Origin of the sequence: Paraburkholderia sp. CHISQ3, from assembly GCF_030464945.1 — a bacterium.
GTDB lineage: Bacteria > Pseudomonadota > Gammaproteobacteria > Burkholderiales > Burkholderiaceae > Paraburkholderia > Paraburkholderia megapolitana.
In genome coordinates this window covers 12,716-36,728 of sequence record NZ_JALPRG010000003.1, presented here as the reverse complement: position 1 = coordinate 36,728, position 24,013 = coordinate 12,716, and the positions used below count along the sequence as shown (strand labels likewise).

18 protein-coding genes are annotated in these 24,013 nt (G+C 61.4%); 14 read left to right on the top strand and 4 right to left on the bottom strand.

The features are described 5' to 3' along the window. The first annotated feature begins 60 nt into the window (after positions 1-60). Positions 61-594: a MarR family winged helix-turn-helix transcriptional regulator gene (locus M0D65_RS07310; protein WP_266252072.1), complete on the top strand. Its 534-nt coding sequence runs from the start codon at positions 61-63 to the stop codon at positions 592-594. Further along, positions 591-1,778 carry an MFS transporter gene (locus M0D65_RS07305; RefSeq protein WP_266252071.1) on the top strand — a complete coding sequence of 396 codons (1,188 nt, stop codon included), beginning with the start codon at positions 591-593 and terminating at the stop codon, positions 1,776-1,778. The genes M0D65_RS07310 and M0D65_RS07305 overlap by 4 nt, the downstream gene beginning before the upstream one ends. Positions 1,779-1,814: 36 nt before the next feature. Here the strand turns inward: M0D65_RS07305 and speB are convergent, their stop codons facing one another. From speB to M0D65_RS07290, 3 genes are all read right to left on the bottom strand, one after another. Continuing rightward, positions 1,815-2,777, bottom strand: coding sequence for an agmatinase (gene speB / locus M0D65_RS07300; protein WP_266252070.1), 963 nt, complete (start codon positions 2,775-2,777; stop codon positions 1,815-1,817). 90 nt (positions 2,778-2,867) lie between these two features. Next, positions 2,868-4,358, bottom strand: coding sequence for an aldehyde dehydrogenase (locus M0D65_RS07295; protein WP_266252069.1), 1,491 nt, complete (start codon positions 4,356-4,358; stop codon positions 2,868-2,870). Between the two features lie 45 nt (positions 4,359-4,403). Continuing rightward, positions 4,404-4,955, bottom strand: coding sequence for a cupin domain-containing protein (locus M0D65_RS07290; protein WP_091007358.1), 552 nt, complete (start codon positions 4,953-4,955; stop codon positions 4,404-4,406). 402 nt (positions 4,956-5,357) lie between these two features. Here M0D65_RS07290 and M0D65_RS07285 point away from each other — a divergent pair, with 402 nt between their 5' ends. The 12 genes from M0D65_RS07285 (at position 5,358) to M0D65_RS07230 (ending at position 22,469) form a co-directional block, all read left to right on the top strand. Further along, a complete protein-coding gene (locus M0D65_RS07285; protein ID WP_245811386.1) occupies positions 5,358-5,582 on the top strand; it encodes a hypothetical protein in 225 nt (74 codons plus the stop codon). A 280-nt stretch (positions 5,583-5,862) separates the two neighbouring features. Continuing rightward, positions 5,863-6,639 carry a gamma-glutamyl-gamma-aminobutyrate hydrolase family protein gene (locus M0D65_RS07280; protein WP_266252068.1) on the top strand — a complete coding sequence of 259 codons (777 nt, stop codon included), beginning with the start codon at positions 5,863-5,865 and terminating at the stop codon, positions 6,637-6,639. 64 nt (positions 6,640-6,703) lie between these two features. Then, a complete protein-coding gene (locus tag M0D65_RS07275) occupies positions 6,704-8,038 on the top strand; it encodes a glutamine synthetase family protein (RefSeq protein ID WP_266252067.1) in 1,335 nt (444 codons plus the stop codon). A 37-nt stretch (positions 8,039-8,075) separates the two neighbouring features. Beyond that, positions 8,076-9,509: an aspartate aminotransferase family protein gene (locus M0D65_RS07270; RefSeq protein WP_266252066.1), complete on the top strand. Its 1,434-nt coding sequence runs from the start codon at positions 8,076-8,078 to the stop codon at positions 9,507-9,509. A gap of 82 nt (positions 9,510-9,591) precedes the next feature. Further along, entirely contained in the window at positions 9,592-10,725 is a 1,134-nt protein-coding gene (locus tag M0D65_RS07265; protein WP_266252065.1) for a polyamine ABC transporter substrate-binding protein, read from the top strand. A 233-nt stretch (positions 10,726-10,958) separates the two neighbouring features. Further along, positions 10,959-12,113, top strand: coding sequence for an ABC transporter ATP-binding protein (locus tag M0D65_RS07260; RefSeq protein ID WP_096726135.1), 1,155 nt, complete (start codon positions 10,959-10,961; stop codon positions 12,111-12,113). Beyond that, positions 12,110-13,081, top strand: coding sequence for an ABC transporter permease subunit (locus tag M0D65_RS07255; protein ID WP_266252064.1), 972 nt, complete (start codon positions 12,110-12,112; stop codon positions 13,079-13,081). Before M0D65_RS07260 ends, M0D65_RS07255 begins: the two co-directional genes overlap by 4 nt. Beyond that, complete coding sequence (locus M0D65_RS07250) at positions 13,078-13,989, top strand: ABC transporter permease subunit (RefSeq protein ID WP_266252063.1); 912 nt, start codon at positions 13,078-13,080, stop codon at positions 13,987-13,989. The genes M0D65_RS07255 and M0D65_RS07250 overlap by 4 nt, the downstream gene beginning before the upstream one ends. 40 nt (positions 13,990-14,029) lie before the next feature. Then, positions 14,030-15,640 carry a DUF3138 family protein gene (locus M0D65_RS07245; protein ID WP_266252062.1) on the top strand — a complete coding sequence of 537 codons (1,611 nt, stop codon included), beginning with the start codon at positions 14,030-14,032 and terminating at the stop codon, positions 15,638-15,640. 83 nt (positions 15,641-15,723) lie between these two features. Continuing rightward, the gene (locus M0D65_RS07240) at positions 15,724-17,016 is read left to right on the top strand and encodes an FAD-binding oxidoreductase (protein ID WP_266252061.1); all 1,293 of its coding nucleotides are present in this window, start codon (positions 15,724-15,726) and stop codon (positions 17,014-17,016) included. Beyond that, the gene (locus M0D65_RS07235) at positions 17,016-18,320 is read left to right on the top strand and encodes an FAD-binding oxidoreductase (protein WP_266252060.1); all 1,305 of its coding nucleotides are present in this window, start codon (positions 17,016-17,018) and stop codon (positions 18,318-18,320) included. Before M0D65_RS07240 ends, M0D65_RS07235 begins: the two co-directional genes overlap by 1 nt. A gap of 405 nt (positions 18,321-18,725) precedes the next feature. Then, complete coding sequence (locus M0D65_RS07230) at positions 18,726-22,469, top strand: ATP-binding protein (protein WP_266252059.1); 3,744 nt, start codon at positions 18,726-18,728, stop codon at positions 22,467-22,469. A gap of 102 nt (positions 22,470-22,571) precedes the next feature. Here M0D65_RS07230 and M0D65_RS07225 read toward each other — a convergent pair whose 3' ends face one another. Then, positions 22,572-23,987 carry an amidase gene (locus tag M0D65_RS07225; protein ID WP_266252058.1) on the bottom strand — a complete coding sequence of 472 codons (1,416 nt, stop codon included), beginning with the start codon at positions 23,985-23,987 and terminating at the stop codon, positions 22,572-22,574. Positions 23,988-24,013: the final 26 nt, after the last annotated feature.

Genomic DNA, 24,013 nt, shown 5'->3' with positions numbered 1-24,013 from the left:
ATTCTCCATTCATTGTGTGCAACATGCATATATGCACGTTGCACACAATTAGGTACCCCGATGACCCAGCGCACGGAAAACCTGCTCGGCGTACTGGCCGTGCTGGTCACAGACGAGATGAACGGCCAGGATACGCCGCCCGCACTGGCCGGCGCCACCGCGCGCGCCATGCTGAACGCAATCGGCCAGTACCCGGATTCGTCGATCGAAGTGCTGCGCGAAGCGGTCGACCTGTCGCATCCGGCGGCAGTTCGCGCGGTGGCGGGGCTTGTCGATGCGGGACTCGTCGAAAAGAAAACCGGCGATGACCGGCGCTCAGTCGCCCTCGTGCTTACCGCTGCCGGCAAGCGCGAGATGAATCGCGTACGGTCCGCTCGCGACCGTATGTTGAAGCGCATCGTCGGGCGTCTCGACGATCACGAACGCGTCGCGTTCGAAGACCTGCTGATCAAGATTCTCTGGGAAGAAACGCGAGACCCGGCACACGCGATGCAACTGTGCCGCTTTTGCGACGACGGTCCGTGTTTGAAGGCGGGCTGTCCCGTCGAGTGTCGCGAGCAGGGACTGCCGATGCCGGAGCGGAGCGCACCGTGAATACCGCCCCCGTCCGCTGGAACGCGATTGCCGCGCTCAATGCGGTGTCGGCGTTGTCGCAAATCGGTCAGTTCGGCATCGGCTTCATGGTGCTGCCGGTCTGGCTCGCGCATCGTGGGCTCGATGCGCCGCGCGCGGGTCTGTTCTCGGCTGCACAGTGGACGGGATTGCTCGCTGGCCTGCTGGTCACACCTGCGCTCATGAACCGGATCGGCGCAAGGTGGACCGTGCTGCTCGGTCTTGTGGCATCGACGGTTGCGTTTGCAATCATGGGTGCGCTGTCGTGGCCGCTATGGATCGTACCCGGCGCACTGATCGGCTTCGGCATCGGCTTGCGCTGGATCGCCAACGAAACCTGGCTGTATCAACTGGTCCCGACGCAATCGAGTGGACGCGTCGTCGGCATTCACGAAGCGCTGGTCGCGACAGCCGGTGCGATCGGCCCTGCACTGGCGGTATGGTGCAACGTCGATGGGCACATCACGTTCATGGCCGGCGCTGCGTTCACGCTTGCCGCAGCCGTGCCGCTATGCATGACCGCATCGAGCAAAGCCGATGGCATCACGACGCAGCCAGCCGCCCGTCAATCCGCGAAACCGCATGCGCCATTCGATGCGCTCGTTTGTCTCGGCATGGTGGTCGCAGCGATCGGCGGTCTTAGCGATGGCGCGCTCTACGGCCTGTTTCCACTGTTTGCCGACGGACGTGGTATGAACGGCGCGCAGACAGCCACGCTACTGACGTTCTTCGGAATCGGTGCGATGGCATGCCAGTTTCCCGTCGGCTGGTTTGCCGATCGTGCGGGGCTCGGCGCCGCGGTCATTGTCTGTGCGGCGACCAGTACGCTCGCGATCTTCACTTTCTCGCTGGCAGCGCCGTCGTCGTGGCTGCTCATGGCGAGTGCGGTGCTGCTCGGCGGCATGCATAGCGCGTTTCTGACGCTCGGGTGTTATGCGGTCGCGCGCAGCGGCACGGCGGCGCTCAGTTTCAATGTGCGTAGGGTATCGATTGCATTTACTGCCGGTTCGATCGTGGGGCCGCTGCTTGCTGGCATCGCCATGAAGGCGCTCGGCAGCGACATGCTGATGTGGCAGCTCGCCATTCTGAGCGGTGCGTTGAGCGCTTATGCAATCGGGTTGCATGAGGGCCGGCGTCAGCCTGGAAGATCTTCTTCAATAAGCTAACGCCGGTTTTAAAGCAGAGAAAACATTAACCGTCAGTTAACGCCCGCCAACTTTCTGCTGCCGCCACAGGCACAACACATCGCACGCAATATGCGCAGCCGCGAGCGCGGTGATCTCACTCTGATCGTAGGCAGGCGCGACCTCCACGACATCGGCGCCAATCAAGTTCAACGCCCCAAGTCCACGCACGATCGCCAGCCCCTGCGCCGACGACAACCCACCTGCCACCGGCGTACCGGTACCCGGCGCAAAAGCCGGATCGAGACAATCGATATCGAACGTCAGATACGCCGGCCGCGCGCCGACGATCGACACGATGCGTTCCACCGCGGCACGTACACCATGCTCGTGCACCCACGCGGCATCGAGAATATTCATGCCCATGAAATCGTCGTTCCACGTGCGGATACCGACCTGCACCGAGGTTGCAGGATCGATCAGCCCTTCCTTCACTGCCTTGTAGAACATCGACCCGTGGTTGAGACTATCGGGACTGTCGTCGGCCCACGTGTCGCAGTGCGCGTCGAAGTGAATCAACGAAAGCGGCTTGCCGTATTTCTCCGCATGCGCAACGAGCAACGGATAGGTGATGTAGTGATCGCCGCCAAACGTCAGCATCTTGGCGTTCGAACGCAAGATCGTACGGGCGTGTTCGACGATGGCGGGTTTGATCGTCAGCGGGTTGTGCGCATCGAACCAGCAATCGCCGTAGTCGGTCACGGCGAGATCGTCGAACGGATTGAAGCCCCACGGGTACGGATGCAGTTCCGAGAGTTGTACGCTCGCCGCGCGCACGGCCGCGGGCCCGAGGCGCGCGCCCGATCTGAAGGTCGTAGCAAGGTCGAGCGGCACGCCGGACACGACGACATCGACACCGTCGAGGTCGCGCGTATAGCGTCGTCGCATGAACGACAGCACGCCCGCATAAGTGTTTTCGATCGAGGAGCCGTAAAGGGACGGACGGCGTATTGCGCCGTCGCCATAGAGCAGTTCGGTCATGGAGTGAACCTGCAGGAACAGGCCGGCGGTATGCGTTATTTCGTAGTGTGCATAGCCGCCGGCGACGGATTCATTGGGAACGCGAATCCTTTAGCGCAACCTTACGAGCGTGGACTTCAGCTCGGTGTACTTCTCCAGTGCGTGCAACGACTTGTCGCGGCCGTTGCCCGATTGTTTGTAACCGCCGAACGGGAAGTTCATATCGCCCCCTTCGTCGTAGCAGTTGACCCATACCGTGCCGGCCCGCAGGCTGCGTGCGACTTCGTGCGCGGTGGTCAGGTTAGCGGTCCAAACAGCGGCGGCGAGACCGTAGTCGCTATCGTTCGCAATCTGCACCGCTTCTTCGACGGTATCGAACGTAATCACCGACAGCACCGGTCCGAAAATTTCCTCACGCGCGATTTTCGCGTCGGGCTTCACATCGAACACAGTCGGTTCGATATAAAAACCACCGCTCTCCTGCTTCACACGCGAACCGCCGAGCAACAACTTCGCTTCAGCGCGACCCGCCTCGATATAACCGAGCACACGATCGAGCTGCACCTGATCGACGATCGCGCCCATCGACGTCTGCGGATCGAGCGGGTTGCCCGGCGTATACCCACGCGCGGCCACAGCGAGCCGTTCAAGAAACGCATCCTTGATGTCGCGATGCACGAGCAGCCGCGAACCCGCCGTACACATCTCGCCCATGTTGTAGAAAATCGCGCCCGCTGCCGCGTTAGCCGCGCGATCGAGATCCGGACAGTCCGGCAGCACGATGTTCGGCGACTTGCCGCCCAGTTCGAGCCAGACGCGTTTCAGATTCGATTGTCCGGCGTACTGCATGATCAGCTTGCCGACATTCGTCGATCCGGTGAACGCGAGGCAATCGACATCCGCATGCAACGCGAGCAGCTTGCCCGGCTCGCCGCCGCCCGGCACGACGTTGAAGACGCCGGCCGGAATGCCCGCGTCGAGCGCGAGCTGCGCGACGCGGATCGCGGTGAGCGGCGACTTCTCCGACGGCTTGAGCACGACGCTGTTGCCCGCTGCAAGCGCGGGGCCGAATTTCCACGCGGCCATCAGCAGCGGAAAATTCCATGGCACAACTGCTGCAACGACACCGATCGGCTCACGTGTGACCAGACCAACCAGATGATGATCGGACGGCACCACTTCGCCGCCCACCTTATCGATCGCTTCGGCATACCACTCGACGCAATACGCCGCACCCGGCACGTCGACGCTCGTCGTGTCGGCGATCGGCTTACCGGCATCGAGTGTTTCGAGCAACGATAGTTCGTCGCGATGCTCGCGCATCAGCTTGGCCCAGCGCAGCAGCACCGACTTGCGCTTGCGCGGATTGAGGCCTGACCACACGCGCGCATCGAATGCGCGACGCGCAGCGGCGACTGCGGCATCGACATCCGCGGCGCCGCTATCGGCCACCTTCGCAAGCAACTTGCCGTCGATCGGGCTCACGCAGTCGAACGTACGCCCGCTCTGCGAATCGCGATACGCACCATCGATAAACGCGCGGCCTTCGATCGAAAGCGTAGCGGCCTTGTCCTGCCAGTAAGCCAGTGAATTCTTGTCCATCGGGATGCCTCAATGTTGTGAGTACAGCGAACGCGTTGACGCGGCCTAGAAGGTCGGTGGCGAATTCGCCGACACGACCTCGCAGACCTGCTCCGCGCTGGGATTGCGAAAGCGGTGCGGAAAACGGCTCTCGAAGTAATAGCTGTCGCCGGGGTCGAGCAGCCACGTCGTTTCGTTGACGGTCAGCTCGAGCTGGCCGCTCACCACGACGCCGCCTTCGTGCCCCGCGTGTTGCAGCATCTCCGGGCCGGTATCGGAAAGCGGCTGATACACCTCGCGCATGATGCACATGTTGCGGTCCTTCATACCGGAGCCCGCGAGGTAGAACTCGATCGATTCGTTGCCGAGATTCGGCATGTCCACGCGGCGCGACACGACACCGCGACTCGCCTCTACTTCGAACGTAAAGAATTCGGCGAGGCTCATCGGAATCGACTCGAGCAGTTTCTTCAGCGAACCCACCGACGGGCTCACGCGATTCTGCTCGATCAGCGAGATCGTGCCGTTCGTTACGCCCGCGCGTTTGGCCAGCTCGCGCTGCGACAGACCATGCTTCTTGCGGATGTACTGCAGGCGGGTCGCTACTTCGATGGACATCGATACGCTCGTAGAACAAGGGGGCGTGCGCGAAATGCGGCACGCGAGTGTTGAATATTCTAATCACTTTATTGCACGCGCTGCCTGGGAAAACCCCGAAAGCCAAGCGAAATAATCGCTCGCGCAAGCGCCGTTCCTATCTTGCACGATCGGGTAGAATGCTCCGGGTAAGCCCTGATGATGGTTTCGCAAAAAGCATTTGACGGCATTTTTGACTCGTATATCCTGAACTACAGGTCGTCGTCATACGGTCATCAGCGCCTCCCTGCAAAGCTTTTGCGGTGCAGCGAAACTGCCGGGCCAGTACATGTACGGCAAGACCGGCGTCACGTTTCTTTAAACGCCCTGTGCGTTGTATCGAGCGAGACGTTCAACACTGTCAACGCCAAGTCGAGTGTAATCGTGAGAGTCCGAGGCCCTTTGGTAAGGTGGGATCGTAGTCAGCCGGCGAGATGTCTTCGCGCTGACCGCACCATCGCCGACGGCAGCAACGGCAGGCTTGCGTTTCGCCGGTTTCTGTCCGTCTTCACGATCCTTTCCCGTCGCTCCGTCCGCCGTCACAACGCTATTTCTGCGCGCGCGTTTATCGCTGTGCGCACCGACGAAGTCGCGTCGCTGCTGCCGTAGCGCCTTTCTTTTTTAGCCGTTCGCCTCGTTCGTCTGCGTCAGCGCGCTGTGCGTTTTTTACGCCGGTGTTAGCACGCGGCTACATGCCGCCTGTGCAGGCTGTGCGGCGCACTCGAACGATGCGGACGGCTCATCTGTTTATCACGCGCGGCGCGGTCCGCTGACGACCTCCGCCCGCCTCTTCCGGTGGCCTTGCGTATTGCGCACGGCAGCGGAATCGTGCCGCGCATACGGTGCAGCGCAAGCCGCACCGCGTTCAATCCAGATACTGCAACGCGCCATGCAAACCAGACCAGTCGTCGGTATCAGCGCCGACAGAAACATGATGGGTGTGCACCCGTCACACATGACCGGCGAAAAGTACATCGCTGCGATCGTCGACGGATCGCAGGCCCTTGCGCTGCTGCTGCCCGCGCTCGGCGACCGGCAGGCCAGCGCCGACATCCTGCAGGCGGTCGACGGGCTGCTGTTTACCGGCAGCTATTCGAACGTCGAGCCGCAGCGTTACGGCGGTCACGCAAGCGCACCCGGCACGTTGCACGACCCCGCCCGCGACGCAACAACGCTGCCGCTGATGCGCGCAGCGATCGCGGCGGGCGTGCCGGTACTGGCGATCTGCAGGGGCTTTCAGGAAATGAACGTGGTGTTCGGCGGCACGCTGCATCAAAGCGTCCACACGGTGGAAGGTCTCGACGATCACCGTGAAAACAAGGAGGACACGCTGGACACGCAGTACGGACCGTCCCATTCGCTGCAGTTGACGCCTGGCGGCGTGTTGCAGCAGCTCGCAGCGGGTGCCGCGCAGGTGCGCGTCAATTCGCTGCATGGCCAGGGTATCGAGCGGCTCGGCGCCGGTCTCGTGACCGAAGCCGTGGCGCCGGACGGTCTGATCGAAGCGGTGAGCGTCGAGGGCGCGCGCGCCTTTGCGCTCGGTGTGCAGTGGCATCCGGAATGGAAGTTTGCTGCCGACCCGCTTTCCACAGCGATATTCCGCGCGTTCGGCGATGCTTGCCGGGCTCGAATACGGAACAGGGCCGGAGCCCTGAGCGCAGGCTGAGTGCGGCATCCGCTGCTGCCAGCCTTGCGGTCAACCGGCCCGAGAAAACCTAGAGAGATAAATCATGCATGAGATCGACGAATTCCTGAAGAAGCATCGCATCACCGAGATCGAAGCGATCATCCCCGACATGGCGGGCATCGCGCGCGGCAAGATCATTCCGCGCAGCAAGTTCGAATCCGGAGAATCGATGCGCCTGCCCCAGGCCGTGATGATCCAGACCGTTACCGGCGACTATCCGGAAGACGGCACGCTCACCGGCGTCACCGATCCCGACATGGTGTGCGTCCCCGATCCATCCACGATCCGCATCATCCCGTGGGCCGTCGATCCTACCGCGCAGGTCATCCACGATTGCGTTCACTTCGACGGTACACCGGTCGAAATCTCGCCGCGCCGCGTGCTGCGCCGCGTGCTCGAGTTGTACAAGGCGAAGGGCTGGAAGCCGGTCGTCGCACCGGAACTCGAGTTTTATCTCGTCGACATGAACAAGGACCCGGACCTGCCGCTGCAACCGCCGATCGGCCGTACCGGTCGTCCGGAAACTGGACGCCAGGCGTATTCGATCGAAGCGGTCAACGAGTTCGATCCGCTCTTCGAAGACATCTACGAGTACTGCGACGTCCAGGAACTGGAAGTCGACACGCTGATCCACGAAGTCGGTGCGGCGCAGATGGAAATCAACTTCATGCACGGCGATCCGCTCAATCTCGCCGACCGCGTGTTCCTGTTCAAACGCACGGTGCGCGAGGCTGCGTTGCGGCATCACATGTACGCGACGTTCATGGCAAAGCCGATGGAAAACGAACCCGGCTCGGCGATGCACATCCACCAGAGCCTCGTCGACGAGGAAAGCGGTCAGAGCGTCTTCACCGGCCCGGACGGCAAACCGACCGAGCTGTTCCACAGCTACATCGCCGGGCTGCAGAAATACACCCCCGCGCTGATGCCGATCTTCGCGCCGTACATCAACTCGTATCGCCGGTTGTCGCGCTTCATGGCTGCGCCGATCAACGTGCAGTGGGGCTACGACAACCGCACAGTCGGCTTCCGCATTCCGCATTCGGGACCGGCCGCGCGCCGTGTCGAGAACCGCATTCCGGGCGTGGACTGCAACCCGTACCTCGCGATCGCCGCCACACTGGCGGCCGGTTATCTCGGCATGACCCAGAAGCTCAAGCCCACCGAACCGCTGACCACCGACGGCTACGAACAGCCCTATCAGCTACCGCGCAATCTCGAAGAGGGACTGACCTTGATGGGCGCCTGCGAACCGATGGCCGGCATTCTCGGCGAACCGTTCGTCAAGGCGTACCTCGCCTTGAAGGAAACCGAATACGGCGCGTTCTTCCGCGTGATCAGTTCGTGGGAACGCCGGCATTTGCTGCTGCACGTCTGACCGACCGACGTATGGCGCTCAAAGAAATGGAGGCAACATGAGTTACAGAATCGAAGATTCCGCGTATATCCTGCCCGCCCAACCCGCGGGCGGCCAGACACTGCCCTCGCGCAGTACCGCCGAATACCGCGCGCTCGATGCCGCGCATCACATTCACCCGTTCTCCGACATGGGTGCGCTGAACCGCGCGGGCAGCCGCGTGATCGTCAAGGCGAAGGGCGTGTACCTGTGGGATTCGGACGGCAACAAGATCATCGACGGCATGGCCGGCCTGTGGTGCGTGAACGTCGGCTACGGTCGCAAGGAACTCGCCGAGGCCGCGTATGGGCAGATGATGGAACTGCCGTTCTACAACACGTTCTTCAAGACCACGCATCCGCCGGTCATCGAGCTGTCGGCGCTGCTCGCCGAACTGACGCCCGAGCCGTTCAATCACTTCTTCTATTGCAACAGTGGTTCGGAAGGCAACGACACGGTACTGCGCATCGTTCATCAGTACTGGGTCACTCAGGGCAAGCAGTCGAAAAAGTACGTGATCTCGCGGCGCAACGGCTATCACGGCTCGACGATCGCAGGCGGCACGCTCGGTGGCATGGGTTACATGCATGAGCAGATGCCGTCGAAGGTCGAGCACATCGTGCACATCGACCAGCCGTATTTCTTCGGCGAAGCCGAAGGCAATCTGACGCCGGAAGAGTTCGGCCTTGCGCGGGCACAGCAGCTCGAAGCGAAGATTCTCGAACTCGGCGCGGAGAACGTTGCCGCGTTTATCGGTGAGCCTTTCCAGGGGGCGGGCGGCGTGATCTTCCCGCCGTCTACCTACTGGCCGGAAATCCAGCGCATCTGCCGCAAGTACGACATCCTGCTCGTCGCCGATGAAGTGATCGGCGGTTTTGGGCGCACCGGCGAATGGTTCTCGCATCAGCACTTCGGTTTCGAACCCGACCTGATCACGCTCGCGAAAGGGCTGACGAGCGGCTACGTCCCGATGGGCGCAGTCGGCCTGCACGATCGCATCGCGAAGGCGATCATCGAGCACGGCGAGTTCAATCACGGCCTCACCTACTCCGGGCATCCGGTCGCGGCTGCGGTCGCGGTCGCGAACCTGAGGCTGTTGCGCGACGAGAAGATCGTCGAGCGCGTGAAGACCGACACCGGTCCTTACTTCCAGAAGCTGCTGCGCGAAACCTTCGCGCAACATCCGATCGTCGGCGACATCGCCGGTGTCGGTCTCGTCGCGGGTCTGCAACTCGCGCAGGAACCGAAGACGAGAAAGCGTTTTGCCAACGGCGGCGAGGTCGGCACGATCTGCCGCGACTTCTGCTTCAACGGCAACCTCATCATGCGCGCGACCGGCGACCGGATGCTGCTGTCGCCGCCGCTCGTCATCACGAAGCAGGAAATCGACGAGATCGTGTCGAAGGCGAAGCAGGCTCTCGACTCAACCGCACAGCAAGTAGGTGTTTCGTAACGGCAGTCCGTCCCGGCATGCGCGCGCCACACCCCACACGCGACACGCGCTCTGCCGGGTCCTTACCTTCAAAGGAAAAACCATGAGCGCTAGTCAATCTGGACGTCGTCCTCGTCTTGCGGTCGCGGGGGCCGCGCTGGCTGTTATTGCCGGGCTTTGCACCGTACTGCCGCCGCCGGCCCGCGCCGCCGATACCGAACTGAACGTCTACAACTGGTCCGACTACATCGCGAAGGACACGATTCCGAACTTCGAAAAAGAGACCGGCATCCATGTGAAGTACGACAACTACGACAGCGACGATACGCTGCAGGCAAAGCTGCTGGCAGGCAGTTCCGGCTATGACATCGTGGTGCCGACGTCGAACTACATGGCCAAGCAGATTCAGGCGGGCGTCTACCAGAAGCTCGACAAGGCGCAGATGCCGAACCTGAAGAATCTCGATCCCGTCCTGATGAAGATGATCGCCGATGCCGACCCCGGCAATCAGTACGGCGTGCCGTGGGCTTACGGCACCGACGGCGTCGGCTATAACGTGCAGGCCGTGCAGAAAGCGCTCGGCGCGAATGCACCGGTGGACAGCTGGGCGCTGGTTCTCGATCCGGCTAACCTCTCCAAGCTGAAGAGCTGCGGCGTATCGTTCCTCGACCAGGCGGTCGACGTGTTCGCCGCGACGCTGCAATACATGCATAAAGACCCGAACAGCACGAACCCCGCCGACTACCAGGCCGCGTTCGAAGTGCTGAAGAAAGTCCGCCCCTACATCACGCAATTCAACTCGTCGGGCTACATCAACGACCTCGCGAATAACGACATCTGCGTCGCGCTTGGCTGGTCCGGCGACGTCGGGATCGCGCGCCGCCGCACTCAGGAAGCGAAGCGCTCGTATGAGATCAAGTTCTCGAACGCGAAGGAAGGCGGCCTGCTGTGGTTCGACGTGATGGTCGTGCCGAAGGATGCGCCGCACGCGGAAGCCGCGATGAAGTGGATCAACTACATCGAGGACCCGAAGGTCAACTCCGCGATTACCAACGAAGTGTTCTATCCGACCGCCAACAAGGCCGCGCGTCAGTTCGTGACGCCGGGTGTATCGGAGGACACCACTGTTTATCCTGGCGACGAAGTGCTGAGCAAGATGACCTTGATGCGGCCGGTGCCGACGGACATCCTGCGACTGCAGAACCGCCTGTGGGCGCAATTGAAAACCGGCCACTGAGAGTAATGGTCAACGGTTTTTCCACGAACGTGCTTGAACGCTGACGATAACCGCGACACAGGGGTCGCTCGATCCCTGTGTCGTTCGAAACAGGCAACAGGCAGTTAGCCTGCGCGACCAACGCGCAGTCCCATGTTTTCCAGGTCGTAGGCATCTTTATGGCACCTTGCGAGCCGCTGTTGCGTCTTGCGCAGGGGGAGTCGCGCCCACGATCCGCAACGAATGGTTACACCATGATATCGACGCCTCCTATTCAAGCCGCCAAGGCGGCCGGTCAACCGGTTGCGACAAAAACGAAATCGGATGAATTCGTCCGGATCGAAAACGTCGTGAAGAAGTTCGGCGACAGTATTGCTGTCGACAATGTCAATTTGAGTATCGCGAAGAATGAGTTGTTTGCGTTGCTCGGCAGTTCGGGGTGCGGGAAATCCACGCTGCTGCGAATGCTCGCGGGACTGGAAACAGCTACCTCTGGACGCATCTTCGTCGACGGCGAAGATCTCGCTGCGCTGCCGCCGTATCGCCGCCCAGTGAACATGATGTTCCAGTCATATGCGCTCTTTCCGCATATGAGCGTCGAGGCCAACGTCGCGTTCGGCCTCAAGCAGGAAGGCACACCGAAGAACGAGATTAAAGAGCGTGTCGCAGACGTTCTGAACCTCGTACAGATGAGCAAGTACACGCAGCGCAAACCGCATCAACTGTCGGGCGGCCAGCAGCAGCGTGTGGCGCTGGCGCGCTCGCTGGTGAAGCGGCCCAAGCTGCTGCTGCTCGACGAGCCGATGTCCGCGCTCGACAAGAAGATTCGCCAGAAGACCCAGCTTGAACTCGTCAACATCATCGAGAAAGTCGACGTGACCTGCGTGATGGTGACGCACGATCAGGAAGAAGCGATGACCATGGCCGGGCGCCTTGCCGTGATGAGCGAAGGCCGCATCGTGCAGATCGGCTCGCCGACGCAGGTCTACGAATTTCCGAACAGCCGTTTTTCGGCGGAATTCATCGGCACGACAAATATGTTCGAGGGTCACGTCGTCGAGGACGAGCCGGATCACATCTTCGTCGAGAGCGAAGACCTCGAAACGCGCATGTACGTGAGCCACGGGATTACCGGGCCGCTCGGCATGCCGGTCGGTATTTCGGTGCGGCCGGAACGCATCAAGGTCTCGCGCGAGCGGCCGTCCTCGCCGCATAACTGGGCACGCGGCGTGGTGTCCGACGTTGCCTACATGGGCAGCTACTCGCTGTATCACGTGCGTCTGCCGAGCGGCAAGATCGTCGTGTCGAACCTGTCTAGCTCGCATTTGATGAACGAAGGCGCGCCGGACTATAACGACGACGTGTTCGTCTACTGGTCGCCGAATAGCGGCGTGGTGCTCACGCAATGAAAACCACCGCCCCCTCCTCCACTACCGTGCTCGCCTCTGGCGCGCACGCTTCGTCCACGTCGATCGGTGCGTGGTTTCGCCGGCTGCTGCCGTCGGGTCGCACCACCGTAATCGGCGTGCCGTTCATCTGGCTCACGCTGTTTTTCGCGCTGCCGTTTGTGCTGGTGCTGAAGATCAGTTTCGCCGACCTGCGCCTCGGCATTCCACCGTACACCGAGCTTCTGACGGTAAAAGACGGCGTCGTGCATTTCGCGCTGCAGCTAGGACACTATCTGTTCCTGCTGCAGGACGACCTGTATGTGGCGACCTACATCAGCTCGCTAAAAATGGCCGGTGTGTCGACGATCTGTTGCCTGCTGATCGGCTATCCGATCGCCTACTACATCGCGCGCGCCGAGCCCGCCACGCGCAACATATTGATGATGGGCGTGATGCTGCCGTTCTGGACGTCGTTCCTGATCCGTGTGTACGCGTGGATCGGCATTCTGAAGGACGACGGTCTGCTCAATCACACGCTGATGGCGCTCGGCGTCATTCACTCGCCGTTCCGCCTCTATCACACCGACATCGGTGTCTATATCGGCATGGTCTATTCGTACCTGCCGTTCATGGTGATGCCGCTCTACGCACACCTTGTGAAGATGGACCTGACGTTGCTCGAAGCCGCCTACGATCTCGGCGCCAAACCGTGGACCGCGTTCACGCGCATCACGCTGCCGCTGTCGAAGAACGGCATCATCGCGGGCAGCCTGCTGGTGTTCATTCCGGCGGTTGGCGAGTACGTGATTCCGGAACTGCTCGGCGGTGCCGATACGCTGATGATCGGTCGCGTGATGTGGGATGAGTTCTTCAACAACATGGACTGGCCGATGGCATCCGCCGTCACGGTCGCGATGGTCTTGCTGCTACTCGTGCCGATGGCCGTGTTCCAGTACTACCAGGTCAAGGAACTGGAGGGCGCGAAATGATCCGGCCGAACAAATCGCTGTCTGCCGGCGTGCTGACGCTCGGCTTCCTGTTTCTCTACATTCCGATCATCAGCCTCGTCGTGTTCTCGTTCAACGAGTCGAAGCTCGTCACGGTGTGGTCCGGTTTCTCGTTCAAGTGGTACAGCGCGCTGTTGCAGGACGACGAGTTGCTGACCGCGGCGTGGCTGTCGCTGAAGATCGGTTTGCTGACCGCGTGTGCATCGGTGGTGATCGGTACGTGGGCCGGCTTTGTGCTTGCACGCTTCGGGCGGTTTCGCGGCTTCACGCTGTTCGCCGGGATGATCAACGCGCCGCTCGTGATTCCCGAGGTAATTCAGGGCATCTCGCTGCTACTGCTCTTCGTTGCGCTCGAACAGATGCTCGGCTGGCCGAAGGGCCGCGGCATCTTCACGATCTGGATCGGCCACGTGATGCTGTGCGTGTCGTATGTCGCGATCATCGTGCAGTCGCGCGTGAAGGAGCTGAACAAATCGCTTGAAGAAGCCGCGCTAGATCTCGGCGCAACGCCGCTCAAGGTGTTCTTCCTGATCACGCTACCGCTGATCTCGCAGGCGCTAATGGCCGGCTGGCTGCTGTCGTTCACGCTCTCTATCGACGATCTCGTGCTGTCCGCCTTCCTCTCCGGTCCTGGTTCGACGACGCTGCCGCTCGTCGTGTTCTCGCGCGTGCGGCTCGGCCTGAATCCGGAAATGAACGCTCTCGCAACGATCTTCATCACGATCGTCACGATCGGTGTGATTGCCGTCAACCAGTGGATCCTCGTGCGTGATCGCAAGCGCACACGCGACACACAGATGGCGTTCGCCGCCGCCATGGCCGGCGACACCGACGCTCATGTTCCTCAACTCGCCGCCGTCAGGAAACCGCTCGACGCGGCCCGCGCATAAGCAGCAGTGCCTTGCAATACGACTAACAAGGAGAAAATAGATGAAGAAGAAACTTATCTGTCTGCTGGTCGCGGGGGCCTTGCCGGGCATCGCGCTGGCGGACTCGACCAGCGATCAGATCAAGGCGATGCAGGCCGAGTTGCATGCGCTGCAAAAAGAGGTCAAGGACCTGCGTGCGCAGGTCGCGGGGAAGAAGGCTGCGCCGGGTACGCCTGCGGTCGCAACGGGGGGCTCAGCCGCTGCGCCCTCGGTGGCGACTGCGCCGGTCGACATTTCGTCGCCGGATTACGGCAAGGCACGGGCCACGTTGACCAACGACGAAGTCGGCTCGATGAAACAGCAGATCGCGAATCAGCAGTTGAAGGTGGATTCGCTCGTCGACGCGGCCAATACCGGACCGCTTGCGGGTCTGTCGGTCACCGGCTACATCGATCCGACGTACATCTATAACCGCGCGGCAAGCAGCTCGTCGTTCCTGTTCGCGAATCACGAAAGCAGCTACAACTACTTCAACAGCACGTTCGGCGATCTGTACCTCGACATCAAGAAGACCTTCGGTGTCGGGCCGATGGCGCCGTCCGCCGAAATTACCTTGATGCCGAACCGCGGCAACGGCATCACGCTGTTGCAGAACGAGCACGGCAACATCGGCAACAACCTGCTGAACACCGCTGTCATCACGGTGCCGGTTACTGCGACAACGACTGTCGTGGCAGGTTTGATGCCGAGCTTCGGTGGCTATGAAGTGCAGCAGTCGAACCAGATGCTGACGCTCACGCACAACCTGCTGTATGACTTCTCCGACCCGGGCAGCTATATCGGCGTCGGCTTGAACTACACCGGCGACGGCAGCCCGTGGGCGTGGAAGTTCATGCTCGGCAACGAACAATACCGGACCTATGGCTCGGTGGTACAGGTCGGCACCAATTCGCTCGGCGACCCGATCACCAGCAGCAACAAGATCCCGACCTTCACGGCACGTGTCGACTACACGTGGTCGAGCGCGCTCGATATCGGCGGTTCGTTCAATATCGGTCGCCAGACGTTGGCATCGGCGCAAGCAACCGACGCCACCGGCGCTCCGATTCCGGGTTCGTTCGTCTACGGTGTCGGCGGGCAGTCGCGTAATGCGTTCGGCGCGTTCTTCTTCGGTGAAGCCGACGCGACCTATACGCAGGCCGACGTGCAGTACAACGCCGAACTCGATTACGGCCAGCAGCAGAACGCGGCGTACAACGGCGGCCAGGCACAGTGGTATGGCATCTCGCTGCTCGCCCACCGCAAGTTCTCGATGCCGGTGGTGGGACGGATGGGCGTGACCGCGCGCTATGACGCGCTCGTCGACAGCAAGAACGGCGGCGGTGGCGGTGGTGTTGCGCTGAACGCGAACGGTATGGATACAGCGGATGGCTTCGGCATCGGCGCGGATTGCCTGGCCAGTTCGAAGGCCGGCGGTGGCCTCGGTTTCGAGTGCAAGGGCGCCATCCATCAGGACGTCGCACTCGATCTGCTGTTCTATCCGACTCAACAGCTCACTGTGAAAGTCGAATACCGGCACGACTGGGCCAACAAACAGGTGTTCCTGCGCAACGACGGCTCGTATGCGAAGTCCAACGATCTGCTCGGCACGCAGTTGATCTACGCGTTCTAATGGTTCGGGCCGAGGCGTGATGTGGCGCAGGTGATGCGTGATTTCGCCACAGCGCGTTTCGGCTTCTTTGGTTTTCCTTGCCTATGACTGGTTTTTCGCAGCAACCCCATGTCGCGTCGTACTACGCGGCAACCGTTAACGACACAACCCGCCATGCGCCGCTCGACAGCACGATTGCCGTCGATGTCTGCGTGATCGGCGGTGGTCTGACCGGTATTTCCACCGCACTGAATCTCGCCGAGCGAGGCCATTCGGTTGCGGTACTCGAAGCATCGAAAGTAGGCTGGGCGGCGAGTGGACGCAACGGCGGACAGTTGATCGCAGGTTTCGCATGCGGTATCGATGCGTTCTCGCAGTACCTGCCCGAAGAGGACGTGAAGCGCGTCTGGGAGATGGGCCAGGAGACGCTCGATATCGTTCGTATGCGGGTCGAGAAGCACGGCATCGACTGCGATCTGACCTCGGGTTACCTCACAGCCGCGAACAAGCCTCGCGATGTCGACGAATTACGCCGCGCACGCGACGATGCCGCGACGCGCTTCGGCTACGACCGGCTGCGTTATGTCGAACGCGACGCGCTCGAGCAATACGTGCAGTCGTCGCGCTACCTCGGCGGCCTGTTCGATCCCGATAGCGGCCATCTGCATCCACTCAACTACACACTCGGTCTCGCACGCGCCGCGAGTGCTGCAGGGGCGCGCATTTTCGAAGATAGCTGTGTCACCGCGCTGCGCCGCGAAAACGGCCACCACGTTGTGCAGACCGAGCGCGGCGCCGTGCACGCCCAGTTCGTCGTGCTCGCGTGCAACACCTACCTCAATACGCTTGCGCCCGCTGTCGCGCGCAAGATCATGCCGGTCGGCACCTATGTGGTCGCCACCGAGCCGCTCGATGAAGCACGCGCACACGCATTGATGCCCGCGCAGGCTGCGATATGCGATACCCGTTTCGTGCTCGACTACTTCCGCCCTTCTCCCGATGGTCGCGTGTTGTGGGGCGGCAAGGTCAGCTACTCGACGCGTGCGCCGCGCGATCTCGGCGAAGCGATGCGCCGCGACATGCTGAAGACGTTTCCGCAACTCGCCGACGTGAAGATCGATTACGCATGGGGCGGTCTCGTCGACATCACGATGAATCGCGCGCCGCACTTCGGCCGCATTGAACCGACCATCTATTTTGCGCAAGGTTTCTCGGGGCACGGTGTCAATACAACGGGGCTCGCCGGCAAGCTGATCGCGGAAGCGATCGACGGCCAGGCATCACGCTTCGATCTGTTCGGCAAGATTCGCCACCGCGATTTTCCGGGCGGCGCTACACTGCGCACCCCGGCTCTCGTGCTGGCGATGGCCTGGTATCGAATGAAGGATCTGCTTTGATGGCTGACAGTCTCGATCTGCGTGCGGACGCGTTGATCCGCAACTCCTGGTATGAAGCCAGCGCGCCGCGCCCGGCTACCGACGATCCGTCGTTACAAGGCGCGCATGAGGCCGACGTGTGCGTGATCGGCGCGGGTTATGCGGGTTTGTCGGTGGCGCTCGAATGCCGTGCGCGCGGGCTGTCGGTGATCGTGCTCGATGCGCACCGGCCTGGCTGGGGTGCGTCGGGGCGTAACGGCGGCCAGACGCTGGTCGGTTTTGCCAAGGACGAGGTGATCGAACGGCAGTTGGGGCTCGACGGTGCGCGCGCTGCCTGGGCGCTGTCGGTCGAAGGTGTGCGGCTCGTGCGTGAGCGCATCGAACGCTACGGTATCGACTGCGATTTCACGCCAGGTTATCTGACCGTTGCGACGCGGCCCAAGCGTGTGCCGGACCTGCGTGCATGGATGGAGGCTGCCACACAGCGTTGGGGTTATGCGCAGCTCAGTTGGCTCGATACCGATGCGATCCGCGCGCGCGTGGCATCGCAGCGCTATCTGGCCGGCGTCTACGATCCGCTCTCCGGGCATCTGCATCCGTTGAAATACTGTCTCGGTCTCGCCGACGCTGCGCGGCGCGAAGGCGCTCAGCTATTTGCGCATTCACCGGTGCTCGAAGTCGTGCGCGGCGCGCAACCGCGCGTGCGTACCTCGGCCGGCGAAGTGCGCTGTCGCTTTGTCGCGGCTTGCGGCAATGCGACGCTCGGCGGTGTGCTGCCGGCGGCGGTCGCGGCGCGCATCGCGCCGATCGCGTCGTATATCGTTGCCACCGAACCGCTCGGCGAAGCGCGCGCGAATGCGTTGATCGCGGGGCGTGAAGCGATCTGCGACAACAATTTCTTTCTCGATTACTTTCGCTTGTCCGCCGATCATCGAGTGCTGTTTGGCGGTCGCGCGAGTTCGACTGGCGCGTCGCCGGCGCAACTCACCGAGGCGATCCGTCAACGGATGCTCGCGGTCTTTCCGCAACTCGCCGATGTGCGTACGGCGTACGCGTGGGGCGGGTTCGTCGATGTCACGCGTAACCGTGCGCCCGACTTCGGCATGATCGATCCGAATTACTTCTATGTGCAGGGGTTTTCGGGGCACGGGGTTGCGTTGACCGGCATCGCGGGGCGTGTCGTTGCTCAGGCGATTGCGGGTGATAGCGCTGCGTTCGATCTGTTCGCCGCGCTCCGGCATGCGCGCTTTCCGGGTGGGCCGGCGTTGCGGGGGCCGGCGCTTGAGATTGGGATGTTGTATCACCGGGTGCGGGAGCTTTTTTAGGCTCGCGGACGTTAGACCTGTTGATGACGAACAAGAAAGTCGAGCCTGTCACTGCGTTTGTGCACCAGACAACAAATCACCCACTGCTTTGTTCCCGCAAACATTTGCTCCGGCAAAATCTTACCTGACGGTACGATCGAAGCTACGTTATCGGCGTCCACAGTGCCCGATATGCGTATTCCATAAAAACTTCTGTTTCGAATTCATTCTTTCAAAAGCTCTGTTAAAGAGCAGGTACGTCTCGAAAACAAAAATTTTGAGCAATGCCTCACAACATGGTCTGAAGGGGTATTGAGCTGTAAGCGCCGAATTCAGCTTGTCCTAAGGTTGTCGGATACCCAGGTCGGATAGTATGCTTGCGGGCAAAATATCGACAACATATGCAACGGGGAGCGGTAGATCTCGATGGGCAAGGAATCAACGACGGCAGCGGGTAAGAACGGGGTTCGTGACGTTTGGAAGGAGGCCGGAGCCGCCCTCAATTTCTGGCAGGCTCTTGAGTATCTTGCTCCTCAATCTCCTCCGGCCGTGAAGCTGGAAGATTCCGTATGGGAGTTCCGGGCCGATGCGCCCGAAGCCGAAATGCCGTGGAACGATGCGAAGAAGCGGACTATCCTGGACAGGCAGATTGGGGCTAACAGGAAGTTTCAGCTGTTCGCTGGCATTCTCGGAGGGAGCTACTTCATCGAATCCGCGCGGCGGTACCTGGGCGCAGATCCGATCGATCAATCAGAACTAAGGCCGGCATCGCCTGCCGCATGCGTTGTCCTGAACGTCAATGGAAAGGGCATGGCGAGCGGGCAGGTATTTGTCAGCACCGTGCCGTGGGCAATGGCACAGATTTCCAGTACGTCTGACCACGCCAAGGCGCTCAATTTCCGGGGGTTCTTCGGGATTGGAGGACTGGAAGAGAGAGTGTGCGCGAAAGTTGAAGACCTGATGGTCGCGCGCCGGCTCCTTGCCAGAGTTCCGGACGAAGACCCCAGCGTTGAGTCAACTCCGCCAGTTGTTGCAGCTACCGCAACGCCTCCGGCCGCTGTTGCCGGTGACGGGCCCCCTGCAGCCGTAGTACCAGAATCCCGCCCCGAACCTCCTCCCCTCCGACCGATAACGTCAGAAGACGTCCGCGCCATCACCGACCTTGTCTTTGAGTTATCGGGTTGGTATCCCGAGCAACAGGAAATGTGGCGCATCCAGGCGCAATGGGCACCCGAGAAAGACACGGGCGATAACGCGGCGTCCCAGGACGACCCGCTGAACAGCTTCTATGCAGAAGATCTCGAATCCGTGGGTGATGCGGTTGCGAATCAGAAAATCGGCGCTGGTTTGCGAGCCTATCTGAAGGGAGAGGATTCGATTGGGCGCATCGATCTTGAGTCGCAGGTCGACCAGTTAGTCGAGGGGGTACATCCGTCGAGGCTACCTGCCGGCTGCTGGCCAGCCAGATTCCCGCTCGTGACAGCACAGCAGTTTGCCGTCAATACTGCAGTAAGCGACCTCTCTGCAAACGCTGGCCTTTTTTCGGTCAACGGTCCGCCCGGTACTGGCAAGACGACAATGCTCAAGGACATCATCGCCGCGGTCGTTGTGGACCGGGCAGATGTTCTTATGGAATTCGATACGCCCGCCTCGGCTTTCGCGAAACGCCTTGGCGTCGAGCAATATCAGTATCCGGTGTATGAACTCGATGCTCGTCTGCGGGGCTTTGGGATCGTGGTGTCGTCGGCCAATAACGGCGCGGTGGAGAACATCACGAAGGAACTCCCGGGGTTGGCTGCGATCGCGCCGGGAATCGACGTCGATTATTTCTCTATGGTGGCCGATTCAGCAGCCGCGCCGCCGAAGGCGAAACAACGCGCTCCACAACGCGAGCGTTGGGGTCTCGTCACCGCCGTCCTGGGGAACAAGACGAATCGTAGCCAATTTGCGACCCGCTTCTGGCTCTCGGGCCTGCCGCAGAAGAAGAACGAAGGGAAACCGCCCGAACCCGATCCGCTGCGCTTGCGATCCCTGCAAGATCTCGTGAAGACAGGAGAGCACGGAGCGCTGCCGTGGGACGAAGCCCGCAGACAATACCGTGAAGCGCGCAAGAGGGTAGATGCGTTGACGCGCGTGGCATCCGAGGTCGCCGGCGCAATTCAGCAGAGTGCGCGCGCAACGACAGCAAGGAACGTTGCCTTGACTGCGTTGACGGAGAATCAGCACGCTGTCTCACGTCACAAGGAGCGCCTGCATAAAACACAGGCGTTCCTGGACACCGCGCTTGCCGGGAGCGAACAGGCTGCGCGACACGTTTTGGCCTGCACAAAGTGGAGCGACGCCGAAGCCCAGACGAGAACGGAGCGAAGAGCCTACGATCTGCTTCGGGAAGGCGCAGTACCGGGGGCTGTGGCCGACGCCGGTGCCGCACACGAGCGCTCGCTAGCGGCGATACGAGGCGTTCAGTCGGACATCGAACTCCACTATCGGGGCAAGCCAGGATTCTTTTCCGAGCTCTTCCGTACACAGTACAGTCGCCGCTGGAACGCACGTGGTGCTGAGCTTGATGAGCAGCTTCGCGTGGCCCGCGCAAAAGAGGCCACTGCGTCGGATCGAATCACCAGGGAGGAAAATCTCGCGCGAAAACTCGACATACAGGCGGAAGTCCTGACGGCAGCCGAAGAACGAGCAGCGACGTGCAGGACTCACGCTCAGCGAGCAGGAGTCCCTGTTGACGACCAGCCGAGCCGTGCGGACATTGACGGATTGCTCAAACGGCTGATTCAGGTACGCAATCACGCAGACAGCGCCGTTCACCGGGCACGCGACACTGTGAGCGAGACGCAATCCCTCGTCGATATAACTCAGCGGCGCATTAATGAAGCCCAGGCTCAAGCGCTGCGGGCCGAGGCGGACCTGAATCACGCACAGCGTGTGATTTCCGCCTCTCAGGTTCCCGCCAAAAAGATACGGCAATGGGATCTGTCAACACTGGAACGCGAGACATTGCATCGCGCGGCCCCCTACGATTTTCCGGAGCTGTTCGAAGCCCGGCGCGACGTTTTCATCGCGGCGATGAATCTCCATCAAGCTTTCATAGTGGCCGCATGGAAACCACTTTCCGGCACCCTCAGCGCGTTCGTGAACCTGCTTCAAGGTAACCTCAACGTCACTCAAATCACCAAAGGGCCGACCCATCTCTGGGACGCGTTCTTTCTGGTGGTACCCGTGGTCTCCACAACCTTTGCGTCTTTTCCGCGGCTATTTCGTGGAGTGGGCAGCGAGCAACTCGCATGGCTATTGATCGACGAGGCAGGCCAGGCCACGCCTCAACAGGCGGCAGGCGCTATCTGGCGCAGCAAACGTTCGGTCATCGTCGGGGACCCCCTGCAACTGGAGCCGGTTGTCGGTGTGCCGCAGGAAATGATGGCGCCGTTGCTTCGCCGCTGCTCGGCTGAACCTCAATGGGCACCGCCGCTTGCGTCTGCGCAGACGCTGGCTGATCGCGCCAACCGCTTCGGGATGTATATCGGGGAACCCGACACGGATGAGCAGAAATGGCTCGGGTCCCCCTTGCTTGTCCACCGTCGCTGTCTCGATCCCATGTTCCGCATCGCCAATAGCATCGCGTACGACGACAAGATGGTTTACGGCACAAGCGAGGATACCGGTCCAGACGGGATCGGGCCGAGTTGCTGGGTCCAGGTTCCGGCGGAGCATTCCGACGGTCACTGGGTTGAAGCCCAGGCGTTACGCGCAATGGAGTTGGTCGAAAGACTCTCGGGTGGCGCGCTCAAAGAAAATGGACAGTTCAAGGTCTACGTCATCACGCCTTTCCGCACGGTTGCCGCCAAGATCCGGCAGCGACTCCATCAGCGCTATGGCGAAGAAAGCAAAGGGATGGCAGGGACCGTCCACACCTTCCAGGGGAAGGAGGCTGAGCACGTGGTTTTCCTGCTCGGTGGCAATCCATCCAGCCCGGGTGTGATTTCGAGTTTTGCTGGCGCGAAGCCAAACCTCGTCAACGTTGCGGTAACGCGTGCCAAGCGCCGGTTGTATGTGGTCGGCGACCGTCGCTTCTGGACTGGTCCATCCGATGTGCACCGCATCTTCAACCGCATGGCAGAGCACCTGGATGATGTGATGGATGAAGTCGAACCCGTCGTGTGAAGAGTGCAACGTAGATTGCTATTGCGATTCAGCCGCAGCCGTCCGACACATCCTTGAAGCGGTTGTGGATCGAGTACAGGCTTTTTGTGCGGCATCACCTGTTCAAGCCACTTGCGGTTTGCCAGTAGCCCACGCACCAATCACCTCCTCGATCGCCCGCGCCGCCGACAGCAGCGCTGCCTCCCCGCGCACCTTCCCCACGATCTGAATGCCGACGGGCAATCCACTCGCGCTCATCCCGCACGGAATCGCGATGACCGGCATGCCGGTGAGCGTGATCGCATAACTGATTGCGAGCCAGTCGATATACGTATCGAAGTGCTTGCCAGCTGCGTCGCGGATATCGCGGGCTTCGACCGGAAACGGCAGCACGATCGCAGCCGGACAGATCAGCACGTCATAGTGTTGCAGCAACGCGTTCATCTTGTGGAACAACTCGCCACGCGTGCGGTGTGCCGAGACCATCGCGCGGTTATCCACCTGCAAGCCGAACTCGATGTTCCAGATCACGTTCGGGTTCAACACATCGCGATGCTGGGCGAGCACATCCTCGTAGTTCGCCGCGTAGGCTACGCCACGCAGTGCGTGGAACGCCTGAGTCGCCGCGCTCAGATCGATGTCGCTCTGCTCCACGCCGATGCCTGCGTTGGCTAACCGGTCCATCGTCTGGCGACAGATAGCGAGAATCTCCGGCTCGGCGGTAGCAATGCCAAGTCCTTCGCTAAACGCGACGCGCGCTGGACGCTGCGGCCGGCGTGCGTGTTCGAGAAACGAGGTGGTCGGTTCACTCAACGACAACGGTGCGGAGGCGACTTCGCCACACATCGCGTCGAGCAGCAGCGCCGCATCCGTGACGTTGCGCGCCATCGGTCCGTGAATACCGAGCGTGTCGAAAGGATTGGCAGCCGGGCCGTATGCGACGCGCCCGGCCGTCGGACGCAAGCCCACCACGCCGCAAAACGAAGAAGGCGTACGCAGCGAGCCCGCGAGGTCCGAACCCTGCGCGACCCAGGCCGTGCCCGATGCCAGCGCCGCCGCTGCACCGCCGGACGAACCGCCCGCCGAGCGCGACAAGTCCCACGGATTACGCGTAATACCGAACACGCTGTTATAGGTATGTCCGCCCGAGCCGAACTCCGGCGTGTTGGACTTTGCGTAGACCACGCCGCCGCGCGCTTCGAGTAGCGTCACACCGGCATCCGATGTCTCCGGAATACGCTCGCGATAGACCAGCGAGCCGCGCGTCGTGCGCACACCGGCCACATCGGTCAAGTCCTTGATCGGTACCGGTAGGCCACACAACAAACCGCGCTCGCTAACCGGCTTCTTGAGCAATGCATCGGCATGCGCGTGCGCGCGCTCGAAACACAACGTGGGCAGCGCATTGACCTGCGGCTCGACGCGCGCAATCTGTGCGGCCAGCGTATCGAGCAGGTCATGCGGACTCACTGTTTCTTCGCGTAAGAGATCGACGACTTCGCATGCGCTGCGCTCAATCAGACTCAGGTCGACGGACATGGTGGCTATTGGTTTTGTGGTGGGAT

Excerpts from the sequence above, each read along its gene's own strand:
- speB (WP_266252070.1), bottom strand. The coding sequence starts at position 2,777 with ATGACCGAACTGCTCTATGGCGACGGCGCAATACGCCGTCCGTCCCTT.
- M0D65_RS07270 (WP_266252066.1), top strand. The coding sequence starts at position 8,076 with ATGAGTTACAGAATCGAAGATTCCGCGTATATCCTGCCCGCCCAACCC.
- M0D65_RS07280 (WP_266252068.1), top strand. The coding sequence starts at position 5,863 with ATGCAAACCAGACCAGTCGTCGGTATCAGCGCCGACAGAAACATGATG.
- M0D65_RS07295 (WP_266252069.1), bottom strand. The coding sequence starts at position 4,358 with ATGGACAAGAATTCACTGGCTTACTGGCAGGACAAGGCCGCTACGCTT.
- M0D65_RS07240 (WP_266252061.1), top strand. The coding sequence starts at position 15,724 with ATGACTGGTTTTTCGCAGCAACCCCATGTCGCGTCGTACTACGCGGCA.
- M0D65_RS07250 (WP_266252063.1), top strand. The coding sequence starts at position 13,078 with ATGATCCGGCCGAACAAATCGCTGTCTGCCGGCGTGCTGACGCTCGGC.
- M0D65_RS07225 (WP_266252058.1), bottom strand. The coding sequence starts at position 23,987 with ATGTCCGTCGACCTGAGTCTGATTGAGCGCAGCGCATGCGAAGTCGTC.
- M0D65_RS07310 (WP_266252072.1), top strand. The coding sequence starts at position 61 with ATGACCCAGCGCACGGAAAACCTGCTCGGCGTACTGGCCGTGCTGGTC.
- M0D65_RS07260 (WP_096726135.1), top strand. The coding sequence starts at position 10,959 with ATGATATCGACGCCTCCTATTCAAGCCGCCAAGGCGGCCGGTCAACCG.
- M0D65_RS07235 (WP_266252060.1), top strand. The coding sequence starts at position 17,016 with ATGGCTGACAGTCTCGATCTGCGTGCGGACGCGTTGATCCGCAACTCC.
- M0D65_RS07265 (WP_266252065.1), top strand. The coding sequence starts at position 9,592 with ATGAGCGCTAGTCAATCTGGACGTCGTCCTCGTCTTGCGGTCGCGGGG.
- M0D65_RS07245 (WP_266252062.1), top strand. The coding sequence starts at position 14,030 with ATGAAGAAGAAACTTATCTGTCTGCTGGTCGCGGGGGCCTTGCCGGGC.
- M0D65_RS07230 (WP_266252059.1), top strand. The coding sequence starts at position 18,726 with ATGGGCAAGGAATCAACGACGGCAGCGGGTAAGAACGGGGTTCGTGAC.
- M0D65_RS07255 (WP_266252064.1), top strand. The coding sequence starts at position 12,110 with ATGAAAACCACCGCCCCCTCCTCCACTACCGTGCTCGCCTCTGGCGCG.
- M0D65_RS07290 (WP_091007358.1), bottom strand. The coding sequence starts at position 4,955 with ATGTCCATCGAAGTAGCGACCCGCCTGCAGTACATCCGCAAGAAGCAT.
- M0D65_RS07275 (WP_266252067.1), top strand. The coding sequence starts at position 6,704 with ATGCATGAGATCGACGAATTCCTGAAGAAGCATCGCATCACCGAGATC.